Origin of the sequence: Streptosporangium sp. NPDC048047 (assembly GCF_040653115.1) — a bacterium.
In the GTDB taxonomy this organism is placed as follows: domain Bacteria; phylum Actinomycetota; class Actinomycetes; order Streptosporangiales; family Streptosporangiaceae; genus Streptosporangium.
Genome location: NZ_JBEZNH010000081.1, coordinates 18,510 through 29,957, shown reverse-complemented (window position 1 = coordinate 29,957; position 11,448 = coordinate 18,510). Strand labels below are relative to the sequence as shown.

Here is an 11,448-nt window from a genome sequence, read left to right as displayed (position 1 = left end):
TCCAGTGATGGCAGGAGGGTGGTGAGTTGTTCGCGGGCGGTGGCCGCGTCTCCCATCTGTCCCGTCAGGGTGGCGAGATTGCTCCGGGCGGTCAGGGTGTTCGGGTCTTCCGGGCCGAGGATCTGTTCCAGTGATGGCAGGAGGGTGGTGAGTTGTTCGCGGGCGGTGGCCGCGTCTCCCATCTCTCCTGTCAGGGCTGCGAGGTTGCCCCGGGCGGCCAGCGTGTCAGGGTGTTCGGCGCCCATGACCCGTTCGTACACCGGCAGCAGGGCGGCCAGCCGGTCACGCGCCCCGGCCGTGTCCCCGGCCTCCACCATCTGGTAGGCGAGATCGGTCTGGGCGGACAACGTGTCCGGGTGCTCGGCCTGCAGTACCCGCCTGCGTATCCGCAGCAGGGCGGCGGCGCTGATCGCCAGACCGGCCAGACCGGCCAGACTGATCAACGCACAGGCCAGACTGATCAACGCACAGGCCAGACTGACGCCGTTGCCCGATGCGTCCGAGGTCTCGGACGTGATCGGGGACAGACCGGTGACGGAGCCGATGAGTCCTGTGCCGGCCAGCAGGATCGAGATGAGCGCGGCGACGGCGGCCACGACCCGACTCGCGTCGGCGGAACCCGGGGAGGGGCGGACAAGGGGCCGCGATGAATCAGGGGGAGTCGGCACGCCTTTCAGCTTGCCGCCCGGAAAGGCCGGTATATGCGTAAGTAGCCCAGCCGTTACCGATCACCTCTCGCGTGGAGGCGCGAAGCCTCCGCGCCCACCGGTGTGCCGTCGCACCCGCTGGTCTTCCGGGGCCGGTGGAGACCGCGAGCATCACTCCCGGGACGCGGCGGCCCGAGGTCTCGGGGTGCGCCTTCACGAGGAACTTGCCATGGAGTGCGCTCCAGGACCTAGGGTCCACTTCGCGATCCCCCATTTCCGATCTCCAGGGAGCCCCGGCATGCGCTATCGAGTCCTCGGCGGCACCGGCATCGAAGTGAGCGCCCACTGTCTCGGCACCATGATGTTCGGCGCCATCGGCAATCCCGATCATGACGAGTGCGTCCGCATCGTCCATGCCGCCCTCGACCGGGGGATCAACTTCGTCGACACCGCGGACATGTACTCGGCGGGGGAGTCGGAGGAGATCGTGGGGAAGGCGTTGCGCGGCCGTCGTGACGACGTCGTGCTCGCCACCAAGGTGCACTTCCCGATGGGTGAGGGGCCCAACAGAGGCGGCAACTCCCGGCGGTGGATCTTCCGGGCGGTCGAGGACAGCCTCAGGCGTCTGGGGACCGACTGGATCGACCTCTATCAGGTCCACCGTCCCGACCACACGACCGACGTCGAGGAGACGCTCTCCGCGCTGAGCGACCTGGTCCACCAGGGGAAGATCCGTGCCTTCGGCTGCTCCAGCTTCCCGGCCGACGAGATCGTCGAGGCGTACCACGTGGCCGAGCGCCGGGGCCTGCTGCGCTTCAGGACCGAGCAGCCGCCGTACTCGTTGCTGGCCCGGGGCGTGGAGACCTCCGTGCTGCCGGTCTGCCGGCGGCTGGGGATGGGCGTGTTGACGTGGAGCCCGCTGGCCTGGGGGTTCCTGACCGGCAAGTACCGGGCGGGCCGGTCCATCGATCTCGCCACCGGCCGCGCCGCGCTGATGCCGGCGCGCTTCGACCCCTCTCTTCCAGTGAACGCCGCCAAGCTGGCCGTCGTGGAACGGCTCATCGAGGTCGCCGGTGACGTCGGCTGCTCGCTGCCGGAACTGGCCGTGGCCTTCGCCGCGGCACACCCCGGCGTCACCTCGGTGATCCTCGGGCCGCGGACGATGGAGCAACTGGAGGCGTCGCTGAAGGGCGCCACGCTCACGCTCGACGACGCGACCCTCGACAGGATCGACGAGATCGTCCCGCCGGGAACCGACGTCTACCAGCCGGACGGCGCCTGGCGTCCGGTCGCGCTGACCGACGCCGCACGGCGCCGCCGCCCGCTCGCGGACCGCGCCGCCGCTCAGTGACCCCTGGTCCGTGACGGCCGGTGGGTCGATGACGGAGGTTGTCCACAGAACGTGATTCGGCTCTGAAGCCACCTGCCACGACCGGCCATCCTTGTCCCTCGTGACAGGAGGAAAACCGCGATGAACGGGCACTTCCTGCGGAGGTGGGCGGTCAACTACCTCCGTCACGAACTCATCGTCTATGACGGCGCCTTGGAGGAACTGTCCGGCAGGGTCGGCCGCGCGGAGGCGACGCGCCTGCTCAGGCGACGGACCTACGAGGCCATCGCCCGCGCGTACCCCCGGCTGGCCGACGAGTGCGGGCGGCAGCTCCGCCTGCGTGAGACGGACGCCGGTTGATAGGACACGACTACCACGCCTGCCGGTCAGGCCGTGGATCCGGCCTCGCGCACATGCGTCCCGGATCACCGGCGGTTGCCGGCGAAGGCCCGATGGGTCCTCCCCGGACACGCACCGTGAAAAAGGACCTCTTCGCCTCGGGCGAACGGATCGCCGGGCACGGCCGGTGACGTTATCTTGTGGGCTGCCACGCGATGGACCTCCACCGGGGCCGGCGTCCCATGTTCCGCCTCATGACGCCCAAGGAGAAGGCCGACCAGGGGTTGGCTGAAGAAGAAGCCGCGCTGGTCATAGAGATCGTCGACTACCACGGATGAACCACCAAGCGCGAAAGGAGCATGGAAGATGACGTCGGCGACCGAGTTCCATCCTTCTGGCGCCCCCGACTACGCCGTGCCGCCGGGGGAGACGATCCGCGAATACCTCGATGAGCTCGGCATGACCCAGCGGGAGCTGGCGACCAGGCTCGGACTCAGCGCCAAGCACCTCAACAGGCTGGTCCAGGGACTGGTGCCGCTGAGCCATGAGATCGCGCAGCGGCTGGAGCTCGTGACCGGCATGCCAGCCAGGCTCTGGAACCGCCTGGAAGCGGACTATCAGTCCGCCCTGCAGCGGCTCAGGCTGGAAGGCGAGTTGCTGGAAGCGGTCCCTTGGCTGGACGAGATACCGGTTCGCGAACCGGTGGCCCGGGGGATCCTCCCCGAAGAGCCGACGGATGAGATCTCCCGGGTGCAGCAGCTTCTCGCGGCCGGCCTTTGACGGTCCTCGGGCCTCAGCCACTCCGGCGCCATCGCCGCCGTGACGCGGCGGCGGTGACCATGGCCGTCGCCCTTCGTCCGGAAGGCGATCCGCCGACGCGGCCGGGCCGGTCAGCCGCCGCCTTGGCCGCCGGTCATCTCGTCCCGGGACGCCTCCCCGGTGCTGCGGTCCTCGATCTCGCCGGACTCGCCCGGTTCCGCGCCGATCGCCTCGCGGGCGGCCTCGCCCCCGGTGCTCTGGTCGCCCAGGGGAGCGTTGCCGGTCGCCGTCATGTCACCGGCGCCTTGGACCCGGCCCTCGCCGCCTTGTGCCGAGTCCGGGGTCTCCCGGGCGACGCGCTCTCCCCGAGCCGCCGGGTCGGTGCCGCCCAGCGCGGTCTCGCCCGACAGGTGCTCCACGTGCTCGTGCGCGATCTTCTCCAGGCGCTCTCTCCGGTCGTCCTGCTCGCTCATCGCGTGGCCCCCTTCCTCCGACCACCCCTCCCTACCCGCTCCGGATCGGACGATCGGCCATTTAATCCCATAAATCGGCAATACAGATTTTTGGCGGCAGAAAGCTAACCTGCCATGCCGAGGAGAACGGCGGCGGCGCCCACGCCCAGCACGAGCGGGTAGGCCCACCACCTGGGTGCGGGGCCATCCCGCAGGACACCGGCCCCCAGCGGCACCAGCGCCGCGCACAGCCCGAGCCCGGCGCCCTCCACCCAGCGGCCGGGGAAGTCGAACGAGGTCGTTGTCATGCCGCCGATCCAACCGGCGCGGCGTCCGCCGCACACTGGCGCGGGATCGAGTCCCCGGAGTGGACCTGGCACCACCCCGGCCGGTCCGGCGCGCTCACCCGCCTGGCCGCGTGGACGCCCACGCGGCCAGGCCCTCCTCGGTGAGGAACCGGTCCAGCGCGACGGCCGCGGCCCCGTGCAACGCGCCGTCCTCGCCGAGAGCGGAGGCGACCACGGGCGGCGGATCCGCCCGGCGGAACCTCATGAGCCCGTCCTCCAGAGCGGCGGCGAACCGCGGCGCGGCCGCCGCTCGGAGCGGCCCCGCGAGACCGCCGAGCGTGACGACGCCGGGGTCGAGGGCGTTGACCAGCCCGGCCAGGCCGCCGGCGAAGTCGCCCGCGACACGGCTCACCGCGGATCGGACGGCGGGGTCCTCCGCCGCCCTGGCCAGGGCAGCCTGGGCATAGGTGCGCGGATCGCGGGGCGGAGGCGCGCCCAGGTGACGGGCGATGGCCCGGCCGTCGACGGCGAGGTCCCAGCAGCCCCGGGCTCCGCACGGGCAGCGCAGCTCCCGGTCGCCGAACGGGAGGTGACCGAACTCGCCGCCCGCGCCCGTCATCCCCTCGACGGGACGGCCGTCGACGATCAGGGTGCCGCCGACACCCACCTCGATCGTGACGTGCAGGGCCACGGCCGCGCCGACGGCGGCGCCGTACCGGGACTCCGCCACGCCGGCGAGCGTCGCGTCGTTGCCGACCAGCAGTGGCACGTCCGGGCTCGGGGTGAGGGCGCCGAGGTCCACGGTGTCCCAGCCGAGGGCCGCGGACTGTGTGACCCTTCCGTGCCGCACGGTCGCGGCGACCGCCACCGAGACGAACCGGACGCGGTCGCCGTAGCGGTCACAGGCGCGGTGCACCGCCCGCGCGACCGCGCCGACGGCGTGGCCGGAGGAACGGTCGGCGTGGGCCGCGGACTCCAGCACCTCGGGCCTGCCGTCGAGCGTCGCGACGGCGCACCGGTAGTCCTCCTGTCGCAGGTCCACCGCGATGACGACGGGCCCGTCCGGGTGCGGGCCGAGCACGGTGGTCGGACGGCCGCGCCCCGAGGCCGCCGCGGGTGTCTCGGCGAGCAGCGCGAGTTCGCGCAGCCGGGCGGTGATCTCGGTGGCCGAGCCGCTGCTCAGGCCGAGCCGTTCCGCCACGACGGCACGGGTGACACCGGGTTCGCGCCGCATCTCCCCGAGTACGGCCAGCGCGCCGCGCCAGCGGGAACTCCGGGTGTGGAACGAAAGAGACCGGCTCGCGGGGCTTGCGGTCGACACTGTGCCTCCCTTTATCCTCGTACGGCGAGTTTATAGGGGGAGCCCATGTCACGGTTGGACCTTCGGCAGGTCGGGGTCGCGCAGGCGGCGCTGGGCTTCACCGTCAACAGCCTCGGCGCGTGCCTGGTTCTGCTCGCCGGTGACCTGGGCGCTCCACCGGAGAGTCTCGCGTGGCTGGCGTCGTCGTTCGGGGCCGGCCTGCTCGCCGTCGGGGCCGCCGGAGGCGTGCTCCTGCGCTCCGGTCCCGGGCCCGCCCTCTTCGCCGCGGCCCTCGTCACCGCCGCCGGGGCCGTCCTCCTGGCGACCGGGACGGCCGCGGTCGTCGCGGCGGCCGGGGCGCTGCTGCTGGGGCTGGGCGCGGCCGGCATCGTCCTCGTCACCCCGGCCTTGTTCCGCGGCCCGGACGCGGCCGCCGGACTGGCCCGCGTCAACGCCGCCGCGAGCGTCAGCGCGATCCTCGGCCCGCCCGCCATCGGCGCTCTGGAGGCCGCCGGGGCCGACGGACGGCTCGCCCTCCTGCTGGCCGTACCACCGCTGATCTTCCTGGCCGCCGGCACCCGGCCGCGTGCGGCGCCCCCCGCGGGCGCCGGCGGTTCCACCGCGACGTCCCCGGCGAGCGACGGCGATCCCGCCCCGGCGATCCCGCCCTCGGCGCCCCTGTCCCCGGCGGGCGGTGACCCCACCTCGACACCCCCGTCCCCGGCGGTCCGGCCCGGTGACACGGCCCCGGCGGGGAGCGACCGGTCCGGCGCGCCGGCTCCGGCATCGGACGCGGGGACGCGCGGCCGGACGCGGCGGACCGCGGGCGCGTGGGCCGCCATCGTGGCCTCCGTGTCCATCGAGTTCTGCTTCACGATCTGGGCCGTGGCCCGACTGCGGGACACCGGCCTGTCCGACGGCGGGGCCGCCGTGGCCGCCGCCGCGTTCCTCATCGGAATGGCGGCGGGCCGGCTGGTGACGGCGAGACTGACCGGAAGGGGATTCCCTGTCATCCCCGCCGGGTGCGGGCTCGCGGCGGCCGGCACGCTCCTCGTCGCGCTGACCGGCCTCCCCGCGCCGGTCACCGCGGGGCTCGTGCTGGCCGGGCTCGGGGTCGCGCCGCTCTATCCGGTCACGCTCGCCCGGCTCGTCGGCCTCCCCGGTCTCACGGCGACCCGCTCGGCGGCGTACGGCGCGCTCGCCTCCGGCACCGCGATCCTGGCGGCGCCCACGGGCATCGCCGTACTCGGGGCGGCCCTGGACCTGAGGGCCGCCCTCCTCATCGCGGTCCTCCCCCTGGCGGCCGTCCTGGCGGCCGCCACCGCGATTCCCCCTCTCCTGGCGCGTTCGCGCACCTGACCCCGTCCACCGAGAGGCGGTTGAACGCCCTGCCGCAGTTCCGCACCGTGATCGACGGGCTCGGCGTCCACTTCCTCCACGTGCCGGTCCGCTGACGGCGGCGGGCCGATGCCGGGCCGGAGACGTGAAGATCGCGAGAAGGCGGGACGGCCGCCTATGCTCGCCCTCATGCCCGAAGCGACTCCCCGTGATCCGCTGCCCGGCGCCGTCGTGCGGCCCTCCGCCCGCGTCCTGCTCCTCGACGGCCGGGACCGGGTCCTGCTGTTCCGGGGCCGCGGTCTGGTCAAGGGCTCCGACCTCGCCTGGTTCACCCCCGGCGGCGGCGTCAACCCCGGTGAGGACCTGGCCGTGGCCGCGGCCCGCGAACTCCGTGAGGAGACCGGCCAGGTGACCTCGCCGGAGGACCTCGGCCCGGTCGTCGCCGTCTCCCGGGGCCACTGGACCGACCTCGACGACCGGCTGTTCTACGCCCGGGACCACTACTTCCTGCTGCGCGTCCCCGAACCGTCGGTGGACGTCTCCGGCATGGAGGACCTCGAACGCTCCCTGATGGACACCTTCCGCTGGTGGACCCTTCCCGAGCTGCGGACGACCGGCGACCACGTCATCCCGCCCGGCCTCTCCGGCCTGCTCGACAGGCTGCTGACCGGCGGCCTCCCGGCGGAGCCGCTGGTCCTGCCCTGGCACCACCCGGAACCTCCCCCGTGACGGGCTCAGGACGCGCCACCGGACGGGTCCTCGACACGGCGGTCATGCGGCTCATCACCTTCGGGAACGGCCTGATCACCGAGATCCGCCCCTTTTACCTGGACACGATCGCGGTCGCGGAGGCGCTGGGCGTCCGGGGAACGCCGGTGGAGACCGCCTGACATCCGCCGTGACCGTCGGGGCGGGGCCGCGCCGGCCGTGAGGGATCCGGGCGGGCCGTTCGCGGGACGGAGTGTTCATCGGGGGTTCATCCGGCGAACATAGTGGGACGACAAGGATGTTTCCCGGACATAATTGGATCGCTCGGTGTCAGCGTTCCAAACTGGAGGCGATACCCGTGTCCTCACCCGTTTCCCGTCGCAACTTCCTCCGTAGCAGCGCCGCAGGCGGCCTCGGCATCGTGTTCGCCGGCAGCATCGAGGCGATCGCCGGCCCCGCGGCGTTCGCGGCGGCGCGGCCCGCGCTGGGGTACGGCCCGCTCGTCGACGACCCGGCCGGCGTGCTGGCCCTGCCCGCCGGCTTCTCCTACAAGATCATCGCTCAGGCCGGCGTGACGAAGCTGGAGACGGGTGAGCCCACGCCCAGCGACCCCGACGGCACCGGAGCCTTCCCCCACGGCCGCGGCACCACCCTGGTGAACAACCACGAGGTCGGCGGCGGCGAGCCGTACCGGGTGCCGGCCCTGCCCGGCCTGACCTACGACCCGGGCGCCGGCGGCGGCACGACCAACATCGAGGTGAGCCTCCGGGGCGACCGTGTCCGGGAGTACGTCAGCCTGGCCGGCACGCACAACAACTGCGCCGGCGGTAAGACCCCGTGGAACACCTGGCTGACCTGCGAGGAGACCGAGCAGAGGGCCGGCGGGCAGTACCAGAAGGACCACGGCTACGTCTTCGAGGTCGACCCCTTCGACCGTGAGGCGAACCGGGACCCGGTGCCGCTGAAGTTCCTCGGCCGCTACTCGCACGAGGCCGTCGCCGTCGACCCGCGGACCTTCACGATCTACGAGACCGAGGACGCCTCCGGCCCCAACGGCCTCTACTACCGCTGGACCCCGCCCGCGGGCTTCCGGGGCGGCAAGGGCGCGCTCAAGGCCCTGGCCCAGAGCGAGGGTGGCGACACCGCGGGCACCCTGGAGGCGATGAGCTGCTACCACGGCTCCGAGCACATCCAGGACCTGTCGCAGGCCACCCGGCCGGGCACCCGCTACCGGGTCCGGTGGGTCCCGGTGCCCGACCGCGACGCCCGCAGCGTCTCGACGCGCAAGCAGTTCGCCGACGACCAGGTCACCCGCAGCCGCAAGCTGGAGGGCGCCTGGTGGGCCGACGGCGGCGCGTACTTCGTGGCCAGCTTCGCCCGGCACAGCGACGGCAGCCTCAACGAGCACGACGGCCAGGTGTGGTTCTACGACCCCCGCAGCCAGACGGTCACGCTGAAGACCATCTTCGGCGTCAACGCCGACCCCGATGAGGACGGCGCCTTCGACGGGCCGGACAACATCACGGTCTCGCCGTACGGCGGGGTCATCCTGGCCGAGGACGGCGAGGGCGTCCAGCACCTGGTGGGCGTCACCGACCAGGGCAAGTCCTACCCGATGGCCCGCAACGACCTGAACGACAGCGAGTTCACCGGCCCGACCTTCAGCCAGGACGGCAGGATCCTGTTCGCCTGCATCCAGACGCCGGGCCACGTCATGGCGATCACCGGCCCGTGGGGCCGTCCCGGCAACGCCGGGCACTGACGGTACGGCGCTGGGCGGAACGGCCCGCCGTGCCCTCCCCGGAGGGCGCGGTGGGCCGTTCGGCTTTCAGAGGCTTTCGGCCGTGCGGCCTCGACGGCCTCGACGGCTTCGGCGGCTTCGGCGGCTTCGGCGGCTTCGGTGGCTTCGGCGGCGAGGCGGGCCGGTCGTCCTCGTCGTGGACGCCGCCGTCATACACGCGCCGCCATGCACGCCGCCGGGCACGCCTTCCGCAGCGCCGACGGCGTCCGGCTGACCGGGCACGTCCCGCCGGCCTTCATCGGCCTCCCCGGATGACCGGCGGCCCTTCTCCTTGGGAGACTCTCCTGGGAAGACCGCCGGAGCTCCGGAGAACCGAGGGGCCCGACCAGGAGGAGGCGCATGACCAGCCCAGCCGAGGGGACGAGGACGACAGGCCCGGCCGTGGCCGTCGTCGGCGAGTGCGTCGCCGACGCCTTCACCGACTCCGGAGCGTCCCGGCGGGGTGAGCTCGCGCTGCGCGTCATCCCCGGCGGAGGCCCGGCCAACGCCGCGGTCGCCCTCGCCCGGCTCGGCACCCCCGCCCGCTATCTGGGCCGGATCTCCGCCGACCCCTTCGGCCGCCTCTTCCACGAGCGCCTGACCGCCTCCGGCGTCGACCTGTCCGGCGTCGTGCGCGCCGCCGAGCCCAGCACGCTGGCGGTGGCGACGCTCGACGCGGAGGGCCGGGCCGAGTACTCCTTCCACGCCGAGGGCGCCGCCGACTGGCAGTGGACGGAGGAGGAGCTCGCCACCCGCGACCTCGGCGGGGTCGCGGCGGTGCACACCGGCTCCCTCGCCCTGGTCATGGCGCCCGGCGCCGCGCGGATCGAGGAGTTCCTCACCGGCGCCCGCGTGGCAGCGACGATCTCCATCGACCCGAACGTCCGCCCCGGGCTCGTCGATCCGGCGGTCTACCGGGCCCGCCTGCCCCGCTGGGCGGCACTCGCCGACATCGTCAAGGTGAGCGAGGAGGACCTCGCCCACCTCGGCGACTTCGGTGACTTCGACGGGTTCCGCGAGGAGTGCCACGCGGCCGGAGCCAGGCTCGTCCTGCTCACCCGGGGCGCGGACGGCGTGACCGCCTCCCTCGACGGCGTACGGCTCGCCGTGCCCGCTCCCGCGGTGGACGTGGCCGACACCGTCGGGGCGGGCGACGCCTTCACCGCCGGCCTGCTGCACAGCCTGGGCGTCCGGGGCCTCCTCGGCGGACGCCTGACCGGCCTCACCGCCGGCGACCTGTCCGAGGCGCTCGCCTTCGCGGTCCGGGTCGCCGCCCTCACCTGCGAGGTCGCTGGTGCCGACCCGCCCTGGCGCCACCGGCTGACCGCACCGGATGAGGAGACCGCCGGTCGGCCGCCGCGCGGTCGATCCGCTTGAGCATGCGGTCGAGCTGCTTGGGCACGCCCGCGTGCCGCGCCGCTCCACGCGCGGCGCGCAGCGCGGTGACCGCCTCGGGGGTCGGGAAGTCCTCGACGGCCCGGGCGATCTCGTACAGCAGTGCCTGGGAGGGCAGGGTCCGCGCCGAGCCGGGGGCGACCGCGATTCCGGCCAGCAGCGGGGTGAGCAGGGCGGGCAGCCACTCCTCGTCGCGCATCAGCGCCGGCCGTACGGCGCGGCCGAGCGCCTCGGTCTCCGACGCCTCGAACGCGCGGTCGGCGCGGTAGGGGATCTCGCCCGCGTGGATCGCGGCGACCCGGGCGGCGGCGGCCTCCAGGGCCGCGCGGGCGAAGGCGGTGTGGCCGGGGAGGTCCGCCAGCCGTTCCCAGACGCCGGGAAGCGGCGGCGGGGAGCCGAACGACCTGTTCCGCAGGGCCTCCAGGAACAGCGCCCGGTGCCCGGCGTCCCAGCTCGCGAGCAGGCGGAGCTCGGCGGCGCCGATCGGGCCCCGGCCCGCTCCGATCGCCTCGGTCACCTTCGCGTCGAGCCCGTCGTCGCCTCGCCCGTCGCACCCGGCGAGCCCCGCGACGGCCAGCAGCGCGTACGGCTGGTCGAGCCGGCCGGCCTCCAGCAGGAACCGCACCAGGGTCCGGGCGGGGGCCGCGAGCGCGGCGAGGGGCGGCCCGTCCGGGCAGCGCACCAGTGAGGCCGCGCCGAGGTGCAGGTCGGCCCATTTACGGGTGGCGAGCCCGTCGACCAGCGCCGCGAACAGCTCGGCGCAGGAGTCGGAGGTGAACGCCGGCTGGCGCTCCCGGGCCTCGTCCTCCACCAGGAACCTCGCCGACGTCCCCGCGGGGGTGGCGGGGCCGCGGTAGGCGGAGGGCAGCAGGGCCCCCAGGTCGTAGGGGCCCAGCTCGGCGCGGCCGGGCCAGGCGGCGGGGTACTCCGTGGCCGGGTCGGTCATGAGCGCGAGCAGCCGGCGGGCGGCGGGGGAGAGCTCCATCCGGGGCGGTCCTCGGTCTGGTGGGGGCCGGTGGGATCCGGCGCGGCGGCCGGGCACGCGCGGCCGTACCGGGGGCCGGGATGCGGTGTCCGGCATCCCGGCCCCCGGCGGGTTCGCGTGTACGGCGA

At 73.9% G+C, this 11,448-nt stretch carries 14 protein-coding genes; 9 read left to right on the top strand and 5 right to left on the bottom strand.

The window, feature by feature from the left end; all coding sequences use genetic code 11:
* A partial coding sequence (locus tag AB0D67_RS36640) for a tetratricopeptide repeat protein (RefSeq protein ID WP_362946285.1) occupies positions 1-596 on the bottom strand: 596 nt, incomplete at its 3' end.
* Between the two features lie 349 nt (positions 597-945).
* Between AB0D67_RS36640 and AB0D67_RS36635 the strand changes: the two genes are divergently transcribed.
* The 4 genes from AB0D67_RS36635 (at position 946) to AB0D67_RS36620 (ending at position 3,096) form a co-directional block, all read left to right on the top strand.
* Positions 946-1,998, top strand: coding sequence for an aldo/keto reductase (locus AB0D67_RS36635; protein ID WP_362946283.1), 1,053 nt, complete (start codon positions 946-948; stop codon positions 1,996-1,998).
* 120 nt (positions 1,999-2,118) lie between these two features.
* On the top strand, positions 2,119-2,337 hold the full coding sequence (locus tag AB0D67_RS36630) for a hypothetical protein (protein ID WP_362946281.1): 219 nt from the start codon (positions 2,119-2,121) through the stop codon (positions 2,335-2,337).
* A gap of 194 nt (positions 2,338-2,531) precedes the next feature.
* On the top strand, positions 2,532-2,654 hold the full coding sequence (locus tag AB0D67_RS36625) for a hypothetical protein (RefSeq protein ID WP_362946279.1): 123 nt from the start codon (positions 2,532-2,534) through the stop codon (positions 2,652-2,654).
* Positions 2,655-2,682: 28 nt separating this feature from the next.
* The gene (locus AB0D67_RS36620) at positions 2,683-3,096 is read left to right on the top strand and encodes a HigA family addiction module antitoxin (RefSeq protein WP_362946276.1); all 414 of its coding nucleotides are present in this window, start codon (positions 2,683-2,685) and stop codon (positions 3,094-3,096) included.
* 110 nt (positions 3,097-3,206) lie between these two features.
* Here AB0D67_RS36620 and AB0D67_RS36615 read toward each other — a convergent pair whose 3' ends face one another.
* From AB0D67_RS36615 to AB0D67_RS36605, 3 genes are all read right to left on the bottom strand, one after another.
* Entirely contained in the window at positions 3,207-3,548 is a 342-nt protein-coding gene (locus AB0D67_RS36615) for a hypothetical protein (RefSeq protein ID WP_362946273.1), read from the bottom strand.
* 104 nt (positions 3,549-3,652) lie between these two features.
* On the bottom strand, positions 3,653-3,835 hold the full coding sequence (locus tag AB0D67_RS36610; protein WP_362946270.1) for a hypothetical protein: 183 nt from the start codon (positions 3,833-3,835) through the stop codon (positions 3,653-3,655).
* Between the two features lie 94 nt (positions 3,836-3,929).
* Entirely contained in the window at positions 3,930-5,135 is a 1,206-nt protein-coding gene (locus tag AB0D67_RS36605; protein WP_362946268.1) for an ROK family transcriptional regulator, read from the bottom strand.
* Between the two features lie 45 nt (positions 5,136-5,180).
* Here AB0D67_RS36605 and AB0D67_RS36600 point away from each other — a divergent pair, with 45 nt between their 5' ends.
* From AB0D67_RS36600 to AB0D67_RS36580, 5 genes are all read left to right on the top strand, one after another.
* Positions 5,181-6,473 carry a hypothetical protein gene (locus AB0D67_RS36600; RefSeq protein WP_362946266.1) on the top strand — a complete coding sequence of 431 codons (1,293 nt, stop codon included), beginning with the start codon at positions 5,181-5,183 and terminating at the stop codon, positions 6,471-6,473.
* A gap of 168 nt (positions 6,474-6,641) precedes the next feature.
* On the top strand, positions 6,642-7,181 hold the full coding sequence (locus AB0D67_RS36595) for an NUDIX domain-containing protein (RefSeq protein ID WP_362946263.1): 540 nt from the start codon (positions 6,642-6,644) through the stop codon (positions 7,179-7,181).
* The gene (locus tag AB0D67_RS36590; protein ID WP_362946261.1) at positions 7,178-7,342 is read left to right on the top strand and encodes a hypothetical protein; all 165 of its coding nucleotides are present in this window, start codon (positions 7,178-7,180) and stop codon (positions 7,340-7,342) included. Before AB0D67_RS36595 ends, AB0D67_RS36590 begins: the two co-directional genes overlap by 4 nt.
* Positions 7,343-7,518: 176 nt before the next feature.
* Positions 7,519-8,922 carry an alkaline phosphatase PhoX gene (locus AB0D67_RS36585; protein WP_362946259.1) on the top strand — a complete coding sequence of 468 codons (1,404 nt, stop codon included), beginning with the start codon at positions 7,519-7,521 and terminating at the stop codon, positions 8,920-8,922.
* A 378-nt stretch (positions 8,923-9,300) separates the two neighbouring features.
* Positions 9,301-10,317: a carbohydrate kinase gene (locus AB0D67_RS36580; protein WP_362946256.1), complete on the top strand. Its 1,017-nt coding sequence runs from the start codon at positions 9,301-9,303 to the stop codon at positions 10,315-10,317.
* On the opposite strand, the gene AB0D67_RS36575 is transcribed toward AB0D67_RS36580, so the two are convergent.
* Complete coding sequence (locus tag AB0D67_RS36575; protein WP_362946253.1) at positions 10,217-11,320, bottom strand: hypothetical protein; 1,104 nt, start codon at positions 11,318-11,320, stop codon at positions 10,217-10,219. The two genes, AB0D67_RS36580 and AB0D67_RS36575, sit on opposite strands and share 101 nt — an antisense overlap.
* Positions 11,321-11,448 lie beyond the last annotated feature (128 nt).

Bases quoted from the DNA above. Each gene is read 5' to 3' on its own strand.
- AB0D67_RS36620 (WP_362946276.1), top strand. From the start codon at position 2,683: ATGACGTCGGCGACCGAGTTCCATCCTTCTGGCGCCCCCGACTACGCC.
- AB0D67_RS36615 (WP_362946273.1), bottom strand. From the start codon at position 3,548: ATGAGCGAGCAGGACGACCGGAGAGAGCGCCTGGAGAAGATCGCGCAC.
- AB0D67_RS36625 (WP_362946279.1), top strand. From the start codon at position 2,532: ATGGACCTCCACCGGGGCCGGCGTCCCATGTTCCGCCTCATGACGCCC.
- AB0D67_RS36575 (WP_362946253.1), bottom strand. From the start codon at position 11,320: ATGGAGCTCTCCCCCGCCGCCCGCCGGCTGCTCGCGCTCATGACCGAC.
- AB0D67_RS36630 (WP_362946281.1), top strand. From the start codon at position 2,119: ATGAACGGGCACTTCCTGCGGAGGTGGGCGGTCAACTACCTCCGTCAC.
- AB0D67_RS36580 (WP_362946256.1), top strand. From the start codon at position 9,301: ATGACCAGCCCAGCCGAGGGGACGAGGACGACAGGCCCGGCCGTGGCC.
- AB0D67_RS36600 (WP_362946266.1), top strand. From the start codon at position 5,181: ATGTCACGGTTGGACCTTCGGCAGGTCGGGGTCGCGCAGGCGGCGCTG.
- AB0D67_RS36635 (WP_362946283.1), top strand. From the start codon at position 946: ATGCGCTATCGAGTCCTCGGCGGCACCGGCATCGAAGTGAGCGCCCAC.
- AB0D67_RS36595 (WP_362946263.1), top strand. From the start codon at position 6,642: ATGCCCGAAGCGACTCCCCGTGATCCGCTGCCCGGCGCCGTCGTGCGG.
- AB0D67_RS36610 (WP_362946270.1), bottom strand. From the start codon at position 3,835: ATGACAACGACCTCGTTCGACTTCCCCGGCCGCTGGGTGGAGGGCGCC.